Here is a 21,296-nt window from a genome sequence, read left to right as displayed (position 1 = left end):
CCTTGGTCGTCCCCGAGCGGGCGTCTGCGGCGCACCGCACCTCGCTCCGGGGCTTGCCGTCACGTCGCCGGCCCCGGGGCGAGGAGCGCGAGCCCCAACACGAGGCCCCTGCAGCCGTATCGGCTACGCCTCGATGCAATGCACCTGCGCCACCACCCGCTTCCTCCGTATCCGCACGTGTGTGGGGTCCGTGACCGGCAGCCGGTCACGGACCCCACACACGTGCGGATACGGGTCAGTGTTTGAAAGCGTCCTTCGCCTTTTCCTTGGCCTGGCGGGCGTCGCCCTTCGCCTGGTCGGCGCGGCCCTCGGCAGTGAGGCGCTCGTTGCCGACGACGCGGCCCGCGGCCTCCTTGGCCTTGCCCTTGACCTGCTCGCCCTTGGCCTGGGTCTTCTCGTCAGCCGACACAACCATCACTCCCCACACATAGGAAATTGCTTTGCTCACGGACTCATCTGGCCCGTCTGCGGACTGTGAAACGCCCGACGCGAAAGAAATGGCGCTGTGTGTGCGTGCGCCTCGAGGAGGATGCCGGCGCGCTCGTCTCAGGCGGCAAGATCGGTGTCACCGAGGAAGACCGAGCCCGAGCTGACACCGCGCAGCACCAGGACGGGACCCGAGGGACCGGGGACGCTCCTGGTGACGGAGGTCAAGTGGACGGCGGGCAGCTGCGTGTCGGCGACCAGTGACATAACCCCAGTTCAACAGGGTTTGCCTGGTCCGCTCAGTAGGTCTGCCGGCAGTCGCGGAGGAAAGGTTTTCCGCACTACGGGCCGGCGCGGGCGGCGGCTAGAGTCGGACCAGACCAAGATCTGAAACCATCACCGGGAGGACATCGCCATGACGGTCGCCGTCTGGGAGGCCCTGCGACGGCGCCCCGCGCGTTTCCCCTTCTCCGCCTGGCCCTTGCGAGCCTGGGCCTTCCTGCTCAGCGGTACGGTCCTGGGCTTCCTGGTGCTGCTCGTCTTCGTCACCCTGCTGTTCGCCGGCATCGGCCTGTCCGTGTTCGGCATCGGGCTGGTGGTGCTGATGGCGGGCGCCGTGTACGGGATCCCGGTCGCCGCCCTGGAGCGGCGCCGCCTGCGCCTGGTGGAACCGGATCCGCTGCTCGATCCGCACGGCTCGCTGCCCGGCGCGGGGGCCGTGCCGTGGCTGCGGACGCGGCTTCGGGAACGCTCGACGTGGCGCGAGCTGGCGTACGCGCTGGTCTTCGGCGTGGTATTCACCCCCGTCGGGATCGGGTTCACCGCACTGCTGGGGGTCTCGCTGATGCTGGTGGCTACGCCGGTCATCGTGTGGGCTATCGCCCCCGACACGGTGATGCTGATCCCCGGGCAGCCGATCTCGGATCCTCTGGCGGCCCTGCCGGGCACCGCGGCCGGCCTGTTCGGCCTGCTGGTGTCGGCTTATGCGGGCGGGCTCCTGGCCGCGGCGCAGGTGCGGATGGCGCAGCTGCTGCTCTCGACCCGCGAGGAGGACCTCAGCAGTCGGGTCATCGAACTCACTCGCTCCCGGGCCCGGCTGATCGACGCCTTCGAGGCGGAGCGGCGACGGATCGAGCGGGACCTGCACGACGGCGCCCAACAGCAGCTCGTCGCGCTGACGATGACGCTGGGGCTGGCCGAACTGGAACTGCGCGGGCAGGATTCTTCCGCCTCACCGTTCATCGCCCGGGCCCGGGGCGAGGCCCGCCAGGCGCTGGAACAGTTGCGGGGCCTGGTGCGTGGCCTGCATCCGCAGGTGCTCACCGACCACGGGCTGGCGGCCGCCGTCGCCGAACTGGCGCTGCGCAATCCGATCCCCGTCGCCGTCGACATCGAACTGCCGCACCGGCTGCCTTCGTCCGTCGAGACGATGGCGTACTTCACCATCACCGAGGCCCTCACCAACGCGTCCAAGCACAGCGGCGCCGACGAGGTCGCCGTCGTCGGCTGGCTCAAGGGCGAGAAGCTCGTCCTGCTGGTCACCGACGACGGCAGGGGCGGCGCCGATCCCTCCGCCGGAACCGGTTTGCAAGGATTGGCGGACCGTGTGGCGATTTTGAAAGGAAGGCTCATCGTGACCAGTCCCATCGGCGGTCCCACCCAGCTGCGTGTGGAGGTCCCGTGCTCCGCGTAGTGCTCGCCGAGGACGCCGTACTGCTGCGCGCCGGACTGGTCGAGCTGCTCTCCCGGGTCGGCCACGAGGTGATCGCCGCCGTCGCAGACGCCGAGGAGCTGGCCCGCGCCGTGGACGCCGACCGGCCCGATGTGGTCATCACCGACGTGCGGATGCCACCGGACTTCCGTGACGAGGGGCTGAGGGCGGCGCTCGACCTGCGGAGCCGGCACGCGGGACTGCCGGTGCTGGTGCTCTCGCAGTACGTCGCGACCGCGTACGCAACCCAGCTGTTCAGCGGGATGCCCTCGACCGAGGGCGGCGGCCTGGGCTATCTGCTCAAGGACCGGGTCGGTGAAGTCTCGGAGTTCTTGGACGCGCTGGACCGGGTCGCGGGCGGCCAGACCGTCATCGACCCCGAGGTCGTACGGGTCCTGCTCCAGCAGCAGAGCACCGGCCGGCCGCTGGCGCGGCTGACCCCGCGCGAGCGGGAGGTGCTGGCCCTGATGGCGGAAGGACTGAACAACCAGTCCATCGCGCAGCGGCTCACCGTCACTGAGGCCTCGGTGGTCAAGCACTCCGGCAACATATTCATGAAACTCGACCTCGACCCGACCGAGGGCAACCGCCGGGTCCTCGCGGTCCTTGCCCACCTGCGCGGGGAGAATCCGCCGGCCTGAGAGGGACGTCCCGGGCCGCCTCTTGCGGATCCTGCTGCCCCAGCTACCACTTAAAAGTGCCCCCAGACACGCGTCGTCCGGCAGGACGAGAGCAAGGCTCAGCGGGCGGGGCTACGCGGTCACCCGGTCGTCCGCGCCCGGGGTGAGCAGTTCCGTCAGCAGCCTCACCGACGCCTCCCACGACCAGTGCCGCTCCACCCCTTGCCGGCCGGTCTCGCCCGTGGCCGCGCGGTCGGGGGAAAGCAACAGGTCCGAGATCGCGCCGGCCACGGCCGGTACGTCGTGGCCGTCGACGACCGTGCCGGTCACCCGTCGAAGACGTGTCAGGCGCGCCTCGGGAGTCGCCGACGACCACGGGCAGCCCGCTGGCCGCGGCCTCCAGGAAGACTATGCCCAGGCCTTCCGCCTCCAGCCCGGCCCTGCGCGTCCGGCAGGGCACCGCGAACACGTCGGCGGCCGCGTAGTACCGGGCCGTCGAGGCGTGGTCCGGGCCGCCGGCGAAGACCACATGCCCTCGGCGTACGGCGCGGCCAGCTTGCGCAGCCGCTGCTTGTCCGGGCCTTGGCCGACGATCACCAAGGCGGCGTCCGGTACGGTCCGCCGGATCAGTGGCAGGGCCCGGATCAGGGCGTCCTGGCCGTTGCGGGTCACCAGCCGGGAGACGCACAGGACGATCCGCTTGCCCGCCAAGCCGTGCGCGTCGCGTACGTCGCGTACGCAGCTGGAGGCGGGCCGGAACGCGGCCGCGTCCACGCCCGAGACCAGCCGGACGATTCGGGCACGGGGCCCGAGGGCGGGGGCGATGCGGCGCCGCGTGTACTCGCCGAGGTAGGTGACCACGTCGACGTGTTCGCCGATCCGGCGCATCAGCCGGAGGGCCCCCGGAGTGCGGGCCCACCAGATCTCGTGGCCGTGGGTGGTGGCGACCATCCCTGTGGACGCCGCCGCGCCGCAGCGCAGGCGCCATCGCAGCCAGCGGCGCGGCCGCCCCGAACCAGACCCGGTCGCAGCCGTGCGCGTGGGCGATCTCCAGGGCGCGGCGGGTGACTCGGGAAGTCGGCAGCAGCATACGCGCGGGGTCGCGTATCACCGGGCAGGGCAGGGTTGCGTCGTACGCGGCGGCGCCCGGCTCGCTCGACGTGTAGACGACGATGTCGTGGTCGGGGAAGCGGGTCGCCATCGCGTGGACGAGTCGATGCCGCCCTGCCGGGGCGGGAAGTCGTTGGTCACGATCATGGTGGTGCTCATGGCGGTCGTCACTGCCTCACGTCGGGAAGATGGGTCACGTCGGGAAGATGGGTCAGGTCGGGAAGACGGGGAAGGGCGGGAGGGTCAGGAGGGCAGGGTGCGGGATCGGCCTTCCGGGACGGCCAGTTCGGCGCCTTCGACGTCGACCTCGACGAAGTCGACCCGCGGCAGCCGCGGCGGCGCCGGGGCTGCCGCGGGCTCATCGGCCGGCTCCGGCGGGGACCGGGCGGCCAGCGGGCTCAGAGGCCCGTACGGGGGTGCGCGGGACCGGGTCCCGCCGGTACCCGGCGCGGGCCAGCCGGGGCCACACGACGAGCAGCACCGGCAGTGCGAGGTAGCCGAACCTGCCGGCGGGCGCCAACAGGAAGGCCAGGCTCAGGCCGAAGGCGAGCCGGTCCGCTGCCGCGACCAGGTCGTGGGGCGGGCGCAGTACGAGGGAGACGGCAACGGCCAGCCCGCCGGCCAGCAGCAGCCCGACCGCCGTCCACCAGCCGGCCGGGCCCAGGTCCACGAGCAGGCGGCCCGGGAGTGGGCTGCTCGCCGGAGTCGGGAACGGGCCGCGCCCGGTGGGGAACGCCAGTACTTGTTCGGCCATGGCCCGGGGCGCGAGAAGCGCACTCGGCAGGATCAGCGCCGTCGTCCCGGCCAGGGCGACGGCGGCGCACCGTACGGCGGCCCGGCGGCCGGCTCCGTAGGCGAGCAGGGAGAAGGCGACCGCGACGGCGGGGACAGCCGTCCACTTCAGGGAGCAGGCGGCGGCGAGCGCGAGGCCCGCGGCGACCGGGCGGTGCCGCGCGGCAAGGGCGAGGGCCAGGCAGAGCAGTCCGACGAGCGGCAGATCCACCCCGCTGACGGCGAGCGGCAGCGCCACGACGGGCGAGGCGATCAGCGCGCCGAGAGCGAGCCCGTACGGGACGTCCCGCGCGGCGGTGGCGTACGGAGCCCCCAGCACGCGGCGCCCGCCCCACAGGCAGCACAGGAACGCGGCGGCGCACCACAGCCGGGCGTCGCCCAGCAGCCGGACTAGCGGGCCGTCCCCGCCGAACAGCGCGCGGGGCAGCCCGAACACCGCCATCGCGGGCAGGTACGGCGTGACGTCGGTGACCGTACGCGGATCGTCGAGGTACGGCGTGGCCTGCCGGAGCAGCAGTGTCCCTGACCGCTCGATGACGGCGACCTCGGTCTGCGCACCGCCTGTCAGCACCAAGTAGAGGAAGGGCACTACGACGGCCCCGGCGAGGGCGAACGTGACGGAGGCGGTCCGGGCGTGATGCCGGGGCAACGCGAGGGCGGCGGCCGCCGCGCCCAGGTAGCCCGCTGCGGCACTCAATCCCCAGAAGCGATGGGTGTCCAGCGTGGAGACCAGCGGGAACCCGGCGGCCCACACGGCGGCGACCAGCCAGCCGGGGCACCCCAACAACCGGGCACGCGATGTCCGTTGAGCGGCCTGCGCGGCCCGAGAAACCTGATGAGTAAACACTCTTCCATTGCAACCGCAGGCGTTGACCCCGTCATGACGGCCAGGTCGAGACCTGGTGGTCGGGTTTCCCCTACCAGGCACCGTCCGTGACCACCATGGCCTCCCCTAGGGGCTCACCCGGCGGGAGCCGGGACCGCGTCCCGCGGACGGCACCGAGCGTGCCACGGTGGCGCTCACGTACGGCCTCGGCCCGCCGGACGCGGCCGCGTCGGCCGCCGTCACGACGTCACCCGCGCGATCGACGGGCCGGGCACCAGGCAGGGTCGATGTCCTCCAGCTGCTCGCGCCGCTGCTGTGTCAGCGCGCGGGCCGACGACTCAACCGGTAGCCCCTCGGCACGCTGCTGCTCGTTCTCGGCGGCCTTCCGGGCGGCGGCCCGCGCGTTCTTCAGCCAGATCCCCACCTTCGCGCCCTGGTAGGTGGCGTGGAGCGGGGCCAGGTGGAGTTTCGCGCCGCTGGTTGCCCTGGTGAAATGCAGATGCGATGGCCTATGGGCGCAGGCAGGATTTCGGCATGTCGACCGATGTGAGCGGGATGATCGAGTGCCGGCCGGGGGCCCGGCTGTGGGGTGCGCAGGACGAGGAAACGAGGCTGGCTCGCGCTCAGCAGTGTGGGCATGAAGCGTGCAGAACCCGGTGCCGTTTTGTCGGCATGGGCATGGAAGCGGTCGTGTTACTGCGGGCTGGACCGTCTGCGGCTGCCGGGCGGTTTGCTATCCGTAGTCCGAGCCGGTTGTGCGGATCACCTCTCAGCTCTGTCTTGAGCCGTCAGCTCTGACGCGGACCGAGGGCCGCGCGACTCGCTGGGGTTGCGAACGGCTGGTGGGATGCTGTGCCTTGAGCACTTCCATTAGGGAGCACGCGCACCCTGCACAGGCTATGGCCTGGGAAAAGAGTCGCAACGAAAGAGGACCGGATGGAGATCACCGGGTTACCGACGCCAGTGTTCTGTGGCGTGGACTGGGCCGAAGACCATCACGACATCGCACTGGGGCCTGTGTGATGTCGTGATCAGGTGTGGGGTATTGCCTTCTTCGTCGGGCGGAACCCGGTAGGACATTGGTCGTGACGCGTAGGCAACTCACCCATGCCCAGTGGAAGTTCATCGAGCCGTACCTGCCGATCGGTAGGTACGGCCCGTATCCCGAGCGGTTGCGGGAGCAGTTCGAAGGGGTGATCTGGCGGTTCAGGTCCAGTGGTCAGTGGCGGGAGATGCCTGCCGAGTTCGGCCCCTGGGCAACCGTCTACGGACGCTTCCGGGTCTGGCGGAACGCCGGTGTCTTCTCCGCCCTGCTGGAAGGTTTGATCGCCGAGGCTGCCGGTGCGGAGCAAACGGACTTGTCGCTGGTCAGCGTGGATTCCACGACGGTCCGCGCTCACCACGACGCTGCCGGGATGCGCGTCAGCAAGCACCTCATGGATGCTCTGGAAGAAGCCGCGCAGGAGCAGGAGACAGCCCGACAAAAAGGGGCGGCCAAGAGGAACAGAACGGACATGCCGAGCGCCGGCGCATCCGGCGCCGACGAGCGCTCCGCCTGAAGCAAGCCCTGCTCGGAAGGTCACGGGGCGGGCTGACCAGCAAGATTCATCTCGCTGCGGACCGCAGATGCCGCCCGCTCGCGCTGGTCCTGACCGCCGGACAGGTCGGGGACAGTCCGCAATTCATCCCCGTGCTCAAGAGAGTGCGGGTCCGCCTGCCTGCCAGCCGTCCCCGAACCCGGCCCGGCGCGGTCGCTGCGGACAAGGCCTACTCGTCCCGCGGCAACCGCTCCTACCTGCGCAGACGCGGTATCAAGGCAGTCATTCCGGAGAAGAAGGACCAGGCCGCCAACCGGACAAAGAAGGGCGCCCGAGGCGGCCGGCCCGTCAGCCACGACGCCGACCTCTACAAGGAGCGGAACACCGTCGAACGCCTGATCAACAAGCTGAAAGCCTGGCGAGGGATAGCCACCCGATACGACAAGTCGCCCGACAGCTACCTCGCCGGCCTCCACCTCCGCGCCGCAATGATCTGGATCGACGACCTCCTGAAGAGCACCGAATGATCACGACATCACACAGGCCCTAGACGAGTTCGGGCCGCTCAACCTCCAGCCCCACCCCGGCCGGCAATGGGCCGAACGCGGCGGAAGGCACAAGGACCCCGATCGCGAACCCCGGCCCCGGCGGCGGGCGACCTACACCCGCCCGCACGGGGTCCGGCACCTGTTCGCCGCCTACGACCTCACCAAGGACCAGCTCTACGGACACATCAAGAAGACCAAGAACAGGTCGAAGTTCCTGGAGTTCTGCCGCTACCTGCGCTCACTGCACCCGATCGGGAAGCGCATCGCGATCGTCTGCGACAACTACTCCCCGCACCTGACGACGAAGCGGTGCCAAGGGTCGAGACGTGGGCGACGTCCAACAACGTGGAGATCGCCTACACCCCGACCGACAGCTCCTGGCTCAACCGGATCGAGGCCCAGTTCACGGCACTGCGCTACTTCGCCCTCGTCGGCACCGACCACGCCAGCCACAAGAAGCAGGGCAGCATGATCCGCCGCTACATCATCTGGCGGAACAAGCACGCCGCCGACGAACGGCTACGCAAGCTCGTCACCAGGACGAACGTTGCCTGATGAGCAGCAGGCGTCCGTGTCAGGAGCCCCGTCGAGGTCGACTCACGCCCATCCTATGCGCGGGCGCGTCCTGCGTTCAGGCCGCGGCACGGAAGATGTACGCCGTCATCGGGGCGGTGACCGGTCCCGGGCCCAGACGGGCCGTCATCTCTTCGATGACGGTGGCCCGGAAGGCCGGTCCGTCGCTGAGTTCCTCAACGGCCGCGCGCACCGGTGTCCCGGTGAGGTACCCGGTGGCAAGGTCGGCGGTCGACGCAGCCCGGCCCTGAAGCGTCAGCTCCTGCTCGTCCTCGACAGCGAACCCGGCGGCCGCCAGATCAGCGGCCACGACAGCGGGGTCGGCATAGCCGTGCGGAACCGTCTGGAAGAACCGTGGCGGGTCAACCGGAAAGGCCCGCTCCAGCCCGGCCTGCAGCGCGACTTCGAAGGCGTGCGTGCCGAGCGGGCCCCAGGTGTTGAACATGAACCGGCCGCCCGGGGCCAGCACCCGGCGGACCTCGGTGAATGCCTCGATGCGGTCGGGAAAGAACATCACGCCGAACTGGCAGACCACTAGGTCGAAGCCGCCGTCCGGGAACGGCAGCCGCTGCGCGTCGGCCTGGCGCCACACCGCGCCAGGGGCCCGGGTTGACCCGAAAGCGACCATGGCCTCGTTCAGGTCGGTGGCCGTCACCTCGGCCGAGGGTGTCGCTGTGAGCAGCTCAGCTGTCAACACGCCAGTGCCCGCAGCGAGTTCGAGGATTCGCCGAGGGTGGAGCGCCGCCGCCCGGGCGGTCAGGTCCTCGGCGAAGGGCCGGAAGACCACCGGCACGAGGTACTGCTCATAGGCCGCCGGCATGGATTCGGACCATCGCCGGTCGGCATTGTTTCCTGTCACCCTCATGACGGTAGCGCCGCGTCAGGAAACCTCTTCCTTGCCGCGCCGCCATGCACCCTGGAGCTAGGGCCTGTGTGATGTCGCGATCATTCGGTGGTCTTCACCAGGTCGTCGATCCAGATCATTGCGGCGCGGAGGTGGAGGCCGGCGAGGTAGCTTTCGGGTGACTTGTCGTAGCGGGTGGCGATCCCTCGCCAGGCCTTCAGCTTGTTGATCAGGCGCTCGACGGTGTTGCGTTCCTTGTAGAGGTCGGTGTCGTGGCTGACGGGTCTGCCGCCTCGTGCGCCCTTCTTCTTCCGGTTGGCGGCCTGGTCCTTCTTCTCCGGGATGACGGCCTTGATTCCGCGTTTGCGCAGGTAGGCGCGGTTGCCGCGGGATGAGTAGGCCTTGTCTGCGGCGACCGCGCCGGGCTTGGTGCGGGGACGGCCGACGGGCAGGCGGACTCTCACCCTCGCGAGCACGGGGATGAACTGCGGGCTGTCCCCGGCCTGCCCGGCGGTCAGCACCATTGAAAGCGGACGGCACCTGCGGTCCGCAGCGAGGTGAATCTTGCTGGTCAGGCCGCCCCGGGACCTGCCGAGGAGGGCTTCCTTCAGGCGGAGCTTGCGTCTGCGGCGGATGCGGCGACGCTCGGCCTGTCCGTTCTGTTCCTCCGGTCCGCCCCCTTTTGCCGGGCCGCTTCCTGTTCCTGTGCGGCTTCTTCCAGGGCCTCCATGAGGTGCTTGCTGACACGCATCCCCGCGGCGTCGTGGTGGGCACGGACCGTTGTGGAATCCACGCTGACCAGCGACAAGTCCGTTCTTCCCACGCGGGCTGCCTCGGCGATCAGGCCTTCCAAGAGGGCGGTGAAGACACCGGCGTCCCGCCAGACGCGGAAGCGTCCGTAGACCGTGGCCCACGGGCCGAACTCGGCAGGCATCTCCCGCCACTGAGCACTGGAGCGGAACCGCCAGATCACACCCTCGAACTGCTCCCGCAACCGCTCCGGATACGGGCCGTACCTACCGATCGGCAGATACGGCTCGATGAACTTCCACTGGGCATTGGTGAGTTGCCTGCGTGTCACAACCACAGTCGTACCGGATTCCACCTCGCGACGAGGACAGAACCCAGAAACTGATCACGACATCACACAGGCCCTAGTAGTGCTTTGTTAGCTGGTCTTGTCACGTCGGGTGTCTGGTAGTTCGCTGGCTGTATGAGGGCTGGGGAACTTGCGGCGGTGCGGGGTCGGCTGGAGGAGTTCGCTTCCGAGGTGTTTGCGCTGCCGACAACCCACCACCTGGCAGCCCTGCGACTCCACCTAACAAAGCACTACTAGGAGAACCGGAACTATGGCGGCTGGGATGGCTGCTCCACCGCTGGTGAAGCAGCCATCCCAGAAACAAGCGCAAGCATTACAAGCCAGTCCGATTACCCCGCGCGCCCAGACTAATGCCTCCCCACGGCTGCTTTTTACACCATTGAATGGAGTCCCGCCGCGACCGCTCCAAAAGCAGCGAGTGCCATGCAGACTCAGCGATGTAGCTCAGGCCCCAAGCCTCAGTAGGAAGGCACATCCATGTCCAGGCTTCGTCGCACTGCCATCGCCGCGTCTATCGCCGTACTGACCTTCTCCGGCCTCGTCGCCGCCAGCACCGCGCCAGCCTCAGCTGAGCCCGGCACCTTCGACCTCATCAACAAGAAGGACGGCTCGCGCCTCGCCCTGCTGGACAACAACACCGCGGCCGAAGGAGCCTTCGCCAACAGCCTGCGAGACCCGAACTGGAAGTACAGCACGGAGGAGTGGACGTCACAGGTGGTCAGCGGCCGACTGCCCGACGGCACGCACAACCGCGTCCTCAGGAACGTGGCGGCGAACAAGTGCCTCCAGCCGCTGACCAATTCACCCGCCCGTGCGATGCGCGTCGTCGTGAAGACCTGCAACGGGTCGGAGATCCAGAAATGGAACCTCCAGCCCGAGACGGACCCCGACACGAACTCGCCCTGGCAGATCTGGCGTCCCGTTGTCGACAAGAGCCTCGCGCTGACGATCGACACGTACGGCAACGGCAGCTGGAACACGCTCTACCTCGACACTTCGTACCCGTCCTCCGACAGGCTCTGGGCCCTGCGCCCGAACGACCAGCCCTGGCGTTACTGACGGCCCCGCAGGCCGACCCTGTCCGAGCGCCACCAGCCGATGCTTCCGGGCCTTGGGCGAGCCGGCCAAGAATGCTTCGATCGTGCACGTTGGTCAGTGCACAGTCCCGTTTGTCGCGCCAAGGCCGGCTGACACCTGGCGGCCCCGTGTCGGCGGACGCCCCCGCGGGCGGCGTCCGCCGACAGAGAGCGCCCGACTTACCCCTGCTCAACTGCTTGCCGAGCGTGCTCAGCTGTCTTTGCCTTCCACAGGTCCGCCGTCAGCCGCCAGACGACATCAATCCCCACTTCTCCAGGAGCAACGGGCCCTTCAGGTGCTTGTATGCGCTCAACCTCAGTGAATCCCAAGCGGCGGGCGACGGCTCCACTGGCAGGGTTGGCGGCATCGTGATGGATCTCGATGCGGTCGATGCCTGCCAACAGGAAGCCCTGGTGGACAAGAGCCGCAGCGGCCATCGTGGCAATCCCCCGTCCGGTCCAATGAGGGTGAAGCCAGTAGCCGATGTCGAGGCCGCCCGCACCGATGCGGCGCATGAGGCCGCAGCTGCCGATCACCGCAGCATCTGACGTAATCGCGTAACCGAAGGCTTGCCTGGTCTTCCACTCTTCCTGGTTCCGGGCGAGAAAATCAGAGGTTTGCTGTCTGCCAGGGTCGGCTGCCCAGGGCATCCACGGCACCAGATGGTCCAGGGACTCGTAGATCGCCCGCTCCAAGGCGTCGAGATCACTCATGCGCCACCGGCGCAATGCAACCTGGTCGGAACTGAGGATTTCAGCAGGCTCTTCCATGCACCGGATGCTCTCGCAGCCCAACTGCGACCGACAACGCATTATCAGCTGCCTCTTACCGACCAGGCACGATCGAGGCTCCTCAGCCAAGAACCACGTCGCTTCCCGTCAACATCTACGGAGGCACAGCCTCTCCCCCCCGCCTCCCAAACGGTTGCCGAACGCCACCACTTGAACCCCCGGGCCGCCATTCGATCTTTCCGCTGACGTCGGTCGACATGGAGAGATCCTGCCTGCACAGGTCAGGAGCTGGCATCAATAGCGATGACACGGCCGTAGAGAGCCAGCGTGTGTGTCAGCTTCATCCCACCTGCCAGGCGTGCAGCCTGCAGCCTGGCCGCCGGCGTAGGACCGTGGCAGGAATCGCCCCCGCGGACCGGCTTCGCTTCCCCCGGCCGCAGGCGCTCCCCGCAGAGTCGTTCACCCCGTCCGGAGCCGGCCGCTCAACCAGCTCCGCACACACGGTTGGGCGAACGCTCACGCCCTGCGTTTGATGATCAGGGACGCCACACATGACCCCTTACGACACCCGAACCGCCCTCAACGCCATACATCAGCGTCGGGAACAGACGCTCGACGGATACATGCGCCTGCGCCCGGTCGTCGAGAGCATCCTCCGCAGGAACGGCCAAGGCTGATGGATGCCGACTTCGACGAGTTCCTGCATGTCCCGGCACGACTCTCGGTCGTCGCGCTCCTGGCTCCGGCCGAGTGGGTGGAGTTCGGTTTCGTCCGGGAAACGGTGGGCACCAGCGATTCGGCTCTGTCCAGGCAGGTCGCCACGTTGGCGGACGCCGGGTATGTCGAGGTCCGAAAATCACGGACCCATAAGGGACGGCAAACCCACCTCCGTCTCACGCCGCACGGGCGTCAGGCATTCCAGCGGCACGCCTCGGCGCTGGAGAGGATCGTGGCAGCGGCGCGCAAGCCTGTGGAGTAGTCGGAAGAGCCGCGCCGGGGCGGCCGCCGGCAGACCAAACGGATGGTCGGCCGGAGCAAGCGAGGAACCGACCAGAGTTGGTCCCGCTCCGTGGAATCCCACGCCTGCCGTCGCCGCTTGGGCACTTCGCGGTCGCGGGGTGGCGAGGGGACGGAAACAATGGCCTGCATGCGGAAAGGCTGGGTGTATGACTTCCGGGGCGGCCCGGAGCATGAGGCGGTGGGCGTCATTGCCGCGAAGGCCGATAGACCCTTGCAGATCCTGGTACGCAAGTGCCCTGACAGCACCCTGGTGGACGGGTACGTCCTGCAGCACACGGACGCAGGCACAAGGACGGCGGTCTACGGCTGGGTCCAGCGTGGTGAACGCGATCCGGTCGCCACTCATTATTGGAGCTCCTGGCCGGGGACTGCCCCCTCGAAAGCGCACGACAGGTCTGCGGCGAACCTGCGGCGAACGAGGGAATCACTTCCGGCCGCGGAGCGCGGCACAGGGCCGAGGGTAGAGATGGCACCCGAAACTGCGCCGAACCGGTCGGCGCCGCACCCCTTGGGAGGAAGACGATCGTGGAGAGCAAGGTCCAAGGCTTGGAGACGGCCATGGCCGCGCAGCAGGCCACCCTTGCCGGTCCGCAGGCCACGCAGGCAGCCGCTCACGTTGGCACCTGGTCCGTCATGGCGGTCGGCTCCGCGGCCCTGATCGTCGGCATCTTCCTGGGCATGGCCATCACCAGGAGCTGACATCGGTCGGGGACCCGGCGGCCACCGCTTGATCCCGCCCCGAAGCCCGAAGAACGGCCGACCCATCCGAGTGACGGCGGACGCCGCCGGTTCCCGCTCCCGGCACCGTCGTGGAGAACCGGCCTGCTGGTCCGGTCGGCGGTGCGCCCGCGGACCGGGCAGTGCCCGGGGCGCCGCCTCCCGCAGCCGGCGCGGCCTCCCCCGCCTCGCGATCGGTACAGGTGCGGCTGCACCGTGCCGCATCCCGTCATGGGAGCGGCCTCCCCCGGAGGAGGCGGGGGAGGCCGATCTGTACAGGCGGTCGCGGCGGCTGCGCGACGCTGGATGTGGCGGCGTGATGAGCGCGCCACATCCAGAACCTGGTGCTGTCAGTACCCGTCGTGGTGCTCGGCCTTGTAGCGGTCGTCCTTGCGGCCGTCGCTCTTGTTGATGCAGACGTTGCCGAAGGCCGGGTTGAGGAGGCCGACGACGTTGACGGTGTTGCCGCAGACGTTGACCGGGATGTGGATGGGCACCTGGACGACATTGCCGGACAGGACACCCGGGGAGCCGATGGCAGCGCCCTCGGCCTCGGCATCGGCGGCAGCCATGCCGGCCCCGCCCGCCAGAAGAGCACCGGCGGCGGCGGTAACGGCCACGGCCTTGGTGAAACGCGACATCAAAATCTCCTTGAACTCTCAATTACCGGGAAACTGCTCGGACGACGCACCCCACAACCGCCCCAACCGCCCATCCGTCACGGGCAATGGGCCGAACCAGTGACCCGACAGACATCCGACCGCCGAACCGGAGGAGGTTTGGATGGGGACGATCACACGCCGCGAACGGGGCACACCCGGTAGCCCACGTGACTGGTCCCAACACCGTCAGGGTGAGCCGGAGGCCGGCGGCGGTGTCGTTCCGAGTGGCAGCCGGCTGAGCGCGGAACCGCACACCCTTCGCCGAGTACCGAGCTTCGGGGAAGGCGGGCCCCGGTCCTGACATCTGACAGGTTGCGCCCCCGTCTGACCTGTTCGCCACACGGGAGGTCGACACCGCGGCCGGGCGAGAGACGGGGACACGGGTCCAGGGCCGTGCGGACCAAGCGCCCGCCCGTGGCTGAGCAGCCCAGACGCATGCGCTGCCCCGGAGCTCGGGACATCCGGGGCAGCGCATGCATTCCATCCTCGGCAAGCCGGAGCAGAATCGGTTCCGCGACACGGCCGGCACACCTGGGAGCGATGCGGGACCGAACGTCGACCGCTGTCGTCAGGCTGCGGCCGGTGGGGTCGGGGATCCGGTGGTGCGCCGATGTTCGGCGTTGATGCGTTGGGCTTCTTCGAGCTGGTCTTCGAGGATGACGATGCGGCAGGCCGCCTCGATGGGGGTGCCCTGGTCTACGAGTTCGCGGGCTCGGGCGGCGATGCGGAGCTGGTAGCGGGAGTAGCGGCGGTGGCCGCCCGGGGAGCGCAAGGGGGTGATGAGACGGTGTTCGCCGATGGCGCGGAGGAAGCCCTGGGTGGTGCCGAGCATGTCGGCGGCCCGGCCCATCGTGTAGGCGGGGTAGTCGTCGTCATCGAGACGGCCGAACGTGTCGTCTGCTGTCATCGAACCTCTCTGTCGGTTGAACGCGCCGGAGTCGCACACGCTGAGGGGCCCGGGTGCCGTACCGGCACCCGGGCCCCGAAGGAACTACTCACACCATCTGCCGGCCCTGATACTGCGCCGGCCCTCTGTTTCCGCACGGCCGGCCTGAACGCTGCCGGGGATGCGGGGATCGCGGATGCGTGACCGGAGACCACCTCACTATCGATGTCCTGCGGTACCCGAACTCAATGCTTCCGTCCGGGCGATCCTGATGGCGCCTGGCTCCTCCGTTCTTTCCCTCTGAATCACTCACTTACCAAAACGGGAACTGCATACTGCCGATACTGCGAACTGCTGTAACGCGGGTACTGCCGTACTACTGGTGGTGCGGATACTGCTCTTACTGCTCTTACTGCTCTTACTGCTGTACTGCGAACTGCTTGTACTGCTGGTGTTGCGTACTGCCGGTGGCCTCACACAGCGCCACCTCTTCGGCAGCCAGCCCCGTCGCCCATCCTGCGTCCGCTCTGGCTTAGAACCCCACTGCCGAACCTCCCGGTGCGCGCGCCCGCAGCCCGACGCCTTCACCGAGGTACCACTCACATACTTTACTGCTGGTACTGCTCATGGCGGCCCCTGATCACCGCGGGCCACCCGGTCCGGTCGTCAGTCCCGTCGCCGTCATACGACTGCTCTGGCTTCGACACTCCACCACCGCACCGTCCTGCGAACTGCAACTGCCGGTACTGCGTGTACTGCTGCCCGGCAGTTCATCTCTGCCGGGCCCTTCTGATCTCGGCTACGAGAGAAACCATAACCACCGAAGCGTCCAATGTCTACTCCGGCCGGCACAGATTTCTGCCTGTTCGAAAGCGAGGTAGACGCACTCGAACATGACAGGGAACACGGCGGCTGCTACTGCGGCGCGCCCACCACCGGTCGGTGCAGGCAGCCGTTCGGTGGTGCACGCGGACACGCACGGTGACATGGGTGGGCGAGGGGTGTGCCTGGAAGGGCCCGATCCGACGGGCCTCGGGGTGGCCGCCGGCTCCGGCATCGGGCCGGGCCAGGTAGCCGGCCACAGCATCACCGGCAAGAAGCGGCAAGAAGCGGCAAGCAAACCAGAGCTACGCAGGGTCAGTCACTGGACAGCGACTGGAGGGGGCCGCCCACCTTGGGGCAGGGCACACTCGTTTTTGAAGGTCCGGGTGGCAGGGCTCCGCCTAAGGCGGAGCCCTGCCACGTTCGGTGACGCTGCGTCGATGTCGCCGGCGGTTCCCGGTTGGGGTGGCATTCGCTCACATCGGGGGATGGCGCCGGTTGCACGAACCGCGAGGCCCTGGACAGCAGTCCTGGGATCACCAGCTCGTGAGAGAGGTGAGCAGCGTGCCCAGGGGTGTTGTGAAGTGGTTCGATCAGGGGGAAGGCCATGGCGTCATCGCGCGGGACGCTGGTGAGCCGGACGCCGTCGTGGAGTCCTCAGCTGTTCTGGGGTGTTGCCGTGCCCGGGGGCTGGTGGCGGGCGAGACGGTCGTCTTCGACATCACCGAGGACCTACAGGGGGTCCGAGCCGAGAACCTCCGCCGCGATGGGGCTTGTTGCTGAGGTTTTCGGCCGCCTAGACCTCATCCCGGCTACCGGTCTCGGCCCGCGCCGCCGTCCATCGCCGTCTCAGCCTCGACGGTGGAAGCCTTTCGGCTTCGGCCTCGCTTCCGCGGACCCGGCCGGCCTGCTTGAGCAGCGACTGCAGGCGCCGCCGTGTCAGTTTCGAAGCCGTGGTGGGGGTCGGTGCTGCGGCCAGGAACCTGCGGGCTTCCCTTGAGCACAGCCCGTGCTTGTGCTGGGCGAAGGCGTCGAGGATCGCTGGGTAGAACTCTGAGCTGGGAGCGAAGCTTGTTGTGGGCCCGGCCGCAGGGCTAGACAGCGTCCTGTTGGGCCCGGGCGAGCACGGCAATGGCCTGGACGAGCTCGGAGTCCGCTGGCAGCGGGCGGTGGGCGGCCATGTCGGTTCGCAGGATGTTGGCCAGGGCCGCAGCGTCGACGGCGTCTGACTTCTTGCGGGCGACGGAGTGGCGGTCCCGGTAGCGGGCGACTGCCAGCGGGTTGATCGAGAAGACCGGTCGGCCGGTGGCCCGCAGGCAGGCGACAAGCAGTCCCCGTGACGTCTCGATCGCCACCGGGATCGGGGCATCCTCGCTGTCGCCATGCTCGGCCAGCAGGTCCGTGAGTTGGGAAAACCCTGCAGCGTCATCGCAAATCCACACCTTGGCGAGTTGCTTTCCGCCAGCGTCGTCTAGGGCCTGTGTGATGTCGTGATCATTCGGTGCTCTTCAGGAGGTCGTCGATCCAGATCATTGCGGCGCGGAGGTGGAGGCCGGCGAGGTAGCTGTCGGGCGACTTGTCGTATCGGGTGGCTATCCCTCGCCAGGCTTTCAGCTTGTTGATCAGGCGTTCGACGGTGTTCCGCTCCTTGTAGAGGTCGGCGTCGTGGCTGACGGGCCGGCCGCCTCGGGCGCCCTTCTTTGTCCGGTTGGCGGCCTGGTCCTTCTTCTCCGGAATGACTGCCTTGATACCGCGTCTGCGCAGGTAGGAGCGGTTGCCGCGGGACGAGTAGGCCTTGTCCGCAGCGACCGCGCCGGGCCGGGTTCGGGGACGGCTGGCAGGCAGGCGGACCCGCACTCTCTTGAGCACGGGGATGAATTGCGGACTGTCCCCGACCTGTCCGGCGGTCAGGACCAGCGCGAGCGGGCGGCATCTGCGGTCCGCAGCGAGATGAATCTTGCTGGTCAGCCCGCCCCGTGACCTTCCGAGCAGGGCTTGCTTCAGGCGGAGCGCTCGTCGGCGCCGGATGCGCCGGCGCTCGGCATGTCCGTTCTGTTCCTCTTGGCCGCCCCTTTTTGTCGGGCTGTCTCCTGCTCCTGCGCGGCTTCTTCCAGAGCATCCATGAGGTGCTTGCTGACGCGCATCCCGGCAGCGTCGTGGTGAGCGCGGACCGTCGTGGAATCCACGCTGACCAGTGACAAGTCCGTTTGCTCCGCACCGGCAGCCTCGGCGATCAAACCTTCCAGCAGGGCGGAGAAGACACCGGCGTTCCGCCAGACCCGGAAGCGTCCGTAGACGGTTGCCCAGGGGCCGAACTCGGCAGGCATCTCCCGCCACTGACCACTGGACCTGAACCGCCAGATCACCCCTTCGAACTGCTCCCGCAACCGCTCGGGATACGGGCCGTACCTACCGATCGGCAGGTACGGCTCGATGAACTTCCACTGGGCATGGGTGAGTTGCCTACGCGTCACGACCAATGTCCTACCGGGTTCCGCCCGACGAAGAAGGCAATACCCCACACCTGATCACGACATCACACAGGCCCCAGTACTCCAGCCGTAGATCGTGATCTTCATGGTTGAAAGGCGGTTTGTCGCTGGTAGTGGCTGTGGCGGGCGCGGGCTTGGTGGCGTCGGCGTCAGGTCGACCAGCGGAGGTGGTGGGCGATTTCACGGATGGGCTGGGCGGCGAGAGCGGTGAATAGGCGCTGGATCTCGTTGCAGGTCAGCGGGATCAGTCGGTCGGGGCTGGTCCCGTCGTCGGTGGGGGTCTGTGCGCGGCGTTCGAGGGAGGTGGTGACGGCGAGGAAGGCATGGGCGAGCAGGGCGAGGGTGACCCCGCGGTGCCAGGAGTCCCAGCGCCGCACCTGGTGCTCGTCGAGCCCTGCCAGTCCCTTCGAGCTCTGGAACATCTCCTCCACCGTCCAGCGGCTTCCCGCGACCCTCACCAGCGTGGACAGCGGAACCGGACAGGGCGAGTAGCAGCGGTAGTAGGCCAGCTCCCCGGTGGCACGGTTGCGGCGGATCAGCAGGTGCTGATGCCCCGTCGGGGAACCGGTGGTGATCGCGACCTGGGCCCAGTCGTACCAGTGGTGGCCCTTCGAGCCGCGTCTTGCGGACAGCTTTCTGCCAGGCCCTGCGCGGGATCTTCTTGGCAAGGTGGTCGGCGCGCTGCGGGCCGGCTGCGGTGGGGACGCGGTGGGTGCACGAGACTGCCAGTACGTAGCCGAGCCCGCGTGCTTCCAGGGCTGCGCGTAGTTTCGGGTCGTCCCGTAGACCTCGTCGCCTGCTGCCCCTGCGGCCGGAGCTCCGGCGTCCAGGGCGCGTTCGATCATCTTCCCGGCCAGTTGCGGCTTGGCCGCGAAGCCCAACTCGTCTGGGACGGCGGCCTCCTGGCGGCGGTCTTCGTCGCCGGTCCATGACTTGGCAGGTACAGGGTGCGGTCAATGCCAGCGTGACCGTGCCGGGAGGTGTAGGTGAGGTAGACGGCGACGTTTTCGATCCTTCACCTGGCGGCAGCTACCGCCGGTGTTCGGGCCGAGTTGGCAGACGGTCTACCGGCGCTTCGCCCAATGGAGCCGGGCCCGGGTCTGGGCCCGGCTCCACCGCGTGATCCTCGATGAACTCGGCGCCCGCGGTGAGCTTGACTGGTCCCGGTGCGCGATCGACTCCGTCAGTCTCCGGGCCGCAAAAGGGGGCCTTTGACGGGACCGAATCCGACCGATCGCGGCAAGTTGGGATCGAAGATCCATCTGATCACGGACCGGAACGGACTGCCGCTGTCGCTGGGCATCTCCGGCGCCAACATGCACGACAGTCAGGGCCTGGAGCCGCTGGTGCGCGGGATTCCCCCGATCCGATCGAGGCGAGGACCTCGTCGACGGCGACCCGGCAAGCTTCACGCCGACAAGGGTTACGACTACGACCACCTGCGTAGATGGCTCCGCATGCGCGGTATCCGCCACCGCATCGCCCGCCGCGGCATCGAGTCCACACAACGGCTGGGACGCCACCGATGGGTTGTCGAAAGGACCGTGTCCTGGCTCGCCGGCTGCCGCCAGCTCCACCGCCGCTACGAACGCAAGGCAGAACATTTCCTCGCCTTCGTCGGCATAGCCGCAGCCCTCATCTGCCACCGCCGCCTCACCAAATGAAACGACGTCTTAGAGGTCGTTTCCATCTGGATTGCCCGAAATTGATGTGATCCTCAAGGTGGCCGATCGCGGTGCGGTCGTGACCATGGGTGGAGTCGGTGCCTGTGGGCCGGGTGGTGTGGCGGGTGGGGCGGGATGGCTCTTGTTCTTGTCTCATCCCAGGGTGTCCGGCCCTTGGCGGCCCGCGTGCTTCCGGTGCCACGGCCGCGCGCCTGGGCGCACTCGGTCCGCGGCGGTACGCCGGAATCATGACGACGCGACGCCCGTATCCGAGTGATCTCTCCGACGCCCGCTGGAAGTTGATCGAGCCGGTGCTGTCCGCGTGGCGCTTCGAGCGTCGTGGTCGGGCCCTGGACTTCGGCAGGCCTCCGCGGCACGACCTGCGCGAGATCATGAACGCGATCCTCTATGTGGACCGCACCGGCTGTCAGTGGGCCTACCTCCCGCATGACTTCCCGCCGCACCAGAGCGTCTACGGCTACTTCGCCAGATGGGCGGACGAGGGCGTGTTCGCCCAGCTCAACGGACTTCTCCGGCAGCTTCTCCGTGAGAAGGAAGGACGGGACGCGGAGCCCTCGGCGTGTGTGATCGACGCCCAGAGCGTCAAGACCTCCACCAGCGTCCACGCCTCCGGCCAGGGCATCGACGCGGGCAAGAAGATCGTGGGCCGCAAACGGAGCATCGTCACCGACACGCTCGGCCTTCTCCTCGCGGTGCTGGTCACCGCGGCGAGCGTGCAGGACTCCGTCGCCGGCACCCGGCTCATCGACCAGGTCGCCGCCGACCACCCCGGCATCCGCAAGGTCTGGGTGGACGGAGGCTACCGCCAGCACCTCGTCGAACACGCCGCCACCCTCGGAATCGACATGGAGATCACCGCCCGCAAGCCCGGGAGCAGAGGATTCACCCCGATCCCTAAACGTTGGGCGGTCGAGCGAACCTACGGCTGGCTCATGCTCCACCGCCGCCTGGCCCGTGACTACGAAACCCTTCCCACCCCGCCATGACCGACCTCATGGCTCGCCGCCTCACCGGCGAGAACACCATCTCCTGGCGCGACACGACACACCAGACTAAATAGCCGATCCCGAGATAAAACAGCGGGATAAAACAACCTCTAATAGTGGTGAGGGGAGGA

The 21,296-nt window shown here is 68.3% G+C and carries 16 protein-coding genes and 8 pseudogenes; 11 read left to right on the top strand and 13 right to left on the bottom strand.

All coding sequences use genetic code 11. From position 1 onward, the window contains the following. Positions 1–235: 235 nt before the first annotated feature. Positions 236–409: a CsbD family protein gene (locus tag ACV7NM_RS00745; RefSeq protein ID WP_463408352.1), complete on the bottom strand. Its 174-nt coding sequence runs from the start codon at positions 407–409 to the stop codon at positions 236–238. A 137-nt stretch (positions 410–546) separates the two neighbouring features. Continuing rightward, positions 547–693 carry a hypothetical protein gene (locus ACV7NM_RS00740; RefSeq protein WP_463408351.1) on the bottom strand — a complete coding sequence of 49 codons (147 nt, stop codon included), beginning with the start codon at positions 691–693 and terminating at the stop codon, positions 547–549. Positions 694–841: 148 nt separating this feature from the next. Between ACV7NM_RS00740 and ACV7NM_RS00735 the strand changes: the two genes are divergently transcribed. Next, positions 842–2,119, top strand: coding sequence for a sensor histidine kinase (locus ACV7NM_RS00735; RefSeq protein WP_463408350.1), 1,278 nt, complete (start codon positions 842–844; stop codon positions 2,117–2,119). Beyond that, complete coding sequence (locus tag ACV7NM_RS00730) at positions 2,107–2,778, top strand: response regulator transcription factor (RefSeq protein WP_463408349.1); 672 nt, start codon at positions 2,107–2,109, stop codon at positions 2,776–2,778. Before ACV7NM_RS00735 ends, ACV7NM_RS00730 begins: the two co-directional genes overlap by 13 nt. Positions 2,779–2,889: 111 nt before the next feature. On the opposite strand, the pseudogene ACV7NM_RS00725 reads toward ACV7NM_RS00730, so the two are convergent. The 3 genes and pseudogenes from ACV7NM_RS00725 to ACV7NM_RS00715 all read right to left on the bottom strand — a co-directional run bounded on the left by ACV7NM_RS00725 (position 2,890) and on the right by ACV7NM_RS00715 (position 5,909). Further along, a pseudogene (locus ACV7NM_RS00725) lies at positions 2,890–4,026 on the bottom strand (glycosyltransferase family 4 protein). A 199-nt stretch (positions 4,027–4,225) separates the two neighbouring features. After that, positions 4,226–5,446: a glycosyltransferase 87 family protein gene (locus ACV7NM_RS00720; protein ID WP_463408348.1), complete on the bottom strand. Its 1,221-nt coding sequence runs from the start codon at positions 5,444–5,446 to the stop codon at positions 4,226–4,228. 286 nt (positions 5,447–5,732) lie between these two features. Further along, positions 5,733–5,909, bottom strand: a complete 177-nt coding sequence (locus ACV7NM_RS00715; RefSeq protein WP_463408347.1) for a hypothetical protein — start codon at positions 5,907–5,909, stop codon at positions 5,733–5,735. Between the two features lie 661 nt (positions 5,910–6,570). Here ACV7NM_RS00715 and ACV7NM_RS00710 point away from each other — a divergent pair. Next, positions 6,571–7,550 (top strand): annotated as a pseudogene (locus ACV7NM_RS00710) (IS5 family transposase). 19 nt (positions 7,551–7,569) lie between these two features. Next, positions 7,570–8,126 (top strand): annotated as a pseudogene (locus ACV7NM_RS00705) (transposase); the annotation flags it as partial. A gap of 76 nt (positions 8,127–8,202) precedes the next feature. Here ACV7NM_RS00705 and ACV7NM_RS00700 read toward each other — a convergent pair. Next, on the bottom strand, positions 8,203–9,009 hold the full coding sequence (locus ACV7NM_RS00700) for a class I SAM-dependent methyltransferase (RefSeq protein WP_463408346.1): 807 nt from the start codon (positions 9,007–9,009) through the stop codon (positions 8,203–8,205). A gap of 80 nt (positions 9,010–9,089) precedes the next feature. Continuing rightward, positions 9,090–10,069: pseudogene (locus tag ACV7NM_RS00695) on the bottom strand (IS5 family transposase). A 495-nt stretch (positions 10,070–10,564) separates the two neighbouring features. Here ACV7NM_RS00695 and ACV7NM_RS00690 point away from each other — a divergent pair. Beyond that, positions 10,565–11,146, top strand: coding sequence for an RICIN domain-containing protein (locus ACV7NM_RS00690; RefSeq protein WP_463408345.1), 582 nt, complete (start codon positions 10,565–10,567; stop codon positions 11,144–11,146). Positions 11,147–11,343: 197 nt separating this feature from the next. Here ACV7NM_RS00690 and ACV7NM_RS00685 read toward each other — a convergent pair whose 3' ends face one another. Further along, a complete protein-coding gene (locus tag ACV7NM_RS00685; protein ID WP_463408344.1) occupies positions 11,344–11,934 on the bottom strand; it encodes a GNAT family N-acetyltransferase in 591 nt (196 codons plus the stop codon). A 512-nt stretch (positions 11,935–12,446) separates the two neighbouring features. Between ACV7NM_RS00685 and ACV7NM_RS00680 the strand changes: the two genes are divergently transcribed. The 3 genes from ACV7NM_RS00680 to ACV7NM_RS00670 all read left to right on the top strand — a co-directional run bounded on the left by ACV7NM_RS00680 (position 12,447) and on the right by ACV7NM_RS00670 (position 13,614). Then, the gene (locus tag ACV7NM_RS00680; protein WP_463408343.1) at positions 12,447–12,572 is read left to right on the top strand and encodes a hypothetical protein; all 126 of its coding nucleotides are present in this window, start codon (positions 12,447–12,449) and stop codon (positions 12,570–12,572) included. Then, positions 12,572–12,874: a winged helix-turn-helix domain-containing protein gene (locus ACV7NM_RS00675; protein WP_463408342.1), complete on the top strand. Its 303-nt coding sequence runs from the start codon at positions 12,572–12,574 to the stop codon at positions 12,872–12,874. The genes ACV7NM_RS00680 and ACV7NM_RS00675 overlap by 1 nt, the downstream gene beginning before the upstream one ends. A gap of 566 nt (positions 12,875–13,440) precedes the next feature. Continuing rightward, positions 13,441–13,614 carry a hypothetical protein gene (locus ACV7NM_RS00670; protein ID WP_463408341.1) on the top strand — a complete coding sequence of 58 codons (174 nt, stop codon included), beginning with the start codon at positions 13,441–13,443 and terminating at the stop codon, positions 13,612–13,614. A gap of 368 nt (positions 13,615–13,982) precedes the next feature. On the opposite strand, the gene ACV7NM_RS00665 is transcribed toward ACV7NM_RS00670, so the two are convergent. Both ACV7NM_RS00665 and ACV7NM_RS00660 read right to left on the bottom strand, forming a co-directional pair. Further along, positions 13,983–14,273 carry a chaplin gene (locus ACV7NM_RS00665; RefSeq protein WP_463408340.1) on the bottom strand — a complete coding sequence of 97 codons (291 nt, stop codon included), beginning with the start codon at positions 14,271–14,273 and terminating at the stop codon, positions 13,983–13,985. A gap of 589 nt (positions 14,274–14,862) precedes the next feature. Next, a complete protein-coding gene (locus tag ACV7NM_RS00660) occupies positions 14,863–15,201 on the bottom strand; it encodes a helix-turn-helix domain-containing protein (RefSeq protein ID WP_463408339.1) in 339 nt (112 codons plus the stop codon). A gap of 1,347 nt (positions 15,202–16,548) precedes the next feature. On the opposite strand from ACV7NM_RS00660, the gene ACV7NM_RS00655 reads away from it, so the two are divergent. Next, positions 16,549–16,785 carry a cold-shock protein gene (locus ACV7NM_RS00655; protein WP_463408338.1) on the top strand — a complete coding sequence of 79 codons (237 nt, stop codon included), beginning with the start codon at positions 16,549–16,551 and terminating at the stop codon, positions 16,783–16,785. A gap of 82 nt (positions 16,786–16,867) precedes the next feature. Here ACV7NM_RS00655 and ACV7NM_RS00650 read toward each other — a convergent pair. The 3 genes and pseudogenes from ACV7NM_RS00650 to ACV7NM_RS00640 all read right to left on the bottom strand — a co-directional run. After that, a pseudogene (locus tag ACV7NM_RS00650) lies at positions 16,868–17,489 on the bottom strand (IS110 family transposase); the annotation flags it as partial. A 7-nt stretch (positions 17,490–17,496) separates the two neighbouring features. Beyond that, positions 17,497–18,476: pseudogene (locus tag ACV7NM_RS00645) on the bottom strand (IS5 family transposase). Positions 18,477–18,643: 167 nt separating this feature from the next. Then, a complete protein-coding gene (locus tag ACV7NM_RS00640) occupies positions 18,644–19,375 on the bottom strand; it encodes a hypothetical protein (RefSeq protein WP_463408337.1) in 732 nt (243 codons plus the stop codon). A gap of 136 nt (positions 19,376–19,511) precedes the next feature. On the opposite strand from ACV7NM_RS00640, the pseudogene ACV7NM_RS00635 reads away from it, so the two are divergent. Both ACV7NM_RS00635 and ACV7NM_RS00630 read left to right on the top strand, forming a co-directional pair. Then, positions 19,512–20,158 (top strand): annotated as a pseudogene (locus ACV7NM_RS00635) (IS5 family transposase); the annotation flags it as partial. Positions 20,159–20,406: 248 nt separating this feature from the next. Next, positions 20,407–21,239: pseudogene (locus ACV7NM_RS00630) on the top strand (IS5 family transposase). Positions 21,240–21,296: the final 57 nt, after the last annotated feature.

The sequence above is a fragment of the Streptomyces sp. Tek67B01 genome (genome assembly GCF_055231995.1).
Note: the sequence above shows the minus strand (reverse complement) of the source record. Positions and strands in the feature narration are given on the sequence as shown.

Excerpts from the sequence above, each read along its gene's own strand:
- ACV7NM_RS00740 (WP_463408351.1), bottom strand. The coding sequence starts at position 693 with ATGTCACTGGTCGCCGACACGCAGCTGCCCGCCGTCCACTTGACCTCC.
- ACV7NM_RS00735 (WP_463408350.1), top strand. The coding sequence starts at position 842 with ATGACGGTCGCCGTCTGGGAGGCCCTGCGACGGCGCCCCGCGCGTTTC.
- ACV7NM_RS00700 (WP_463408346.1), bottom strand. The coding sequence starts at position 9,009 with ATGAGGGTGACAGGAAACAATGCCGACCGGCGATGGTCCGAATCCATG.
- ACV7NM_RS00690 (WP_463408345.1), top strand. The coding sequence starts at position 10,565 with ATGTCCAGGCTTCGTCGCACTGCCATCGCCGCGTCTATCGCCGTACTG.
- ACV7NM_RS00685 (WP_463408344.1), bottom strand. The coding sequence starts at position 11,934 with ATGGAAGAGCCTGCTGAAATCCTCAGTTCCGACCAGGTTGCATTGCGC.
- ACV7NM_RS00680 (WP_463408343.1), top strand. The coding sequence starts at position 12,447 with ATGACCCCTTACGACACCCGAACCGCCCTCAACGCCATACATCAGCGT.
- ACV7NM_RS00675 (WP_463408342.1), top strand. The coding sequence starts at position 12,572 with ATGGATGCCGACTTCGACGAGTTCCTGCATGTCCCGGCACGACTCTCG.
- ACV7NM_RS00665 (WP_463408340.1), bottom strand. The coding sequence starts at position 14,273 with ATGTCGCGTTTCACCAAGGCCGTGGCCGTTACCGCCGCCGCCGGTGCT.
- ACV7NM_RS00660 (WP_463408339.1), bottom strand. The coding sequence starts at position 15,201 with ATGACAGCAGACGACACGTTCGGCCGTCTCGATGACGACGACTACCCC.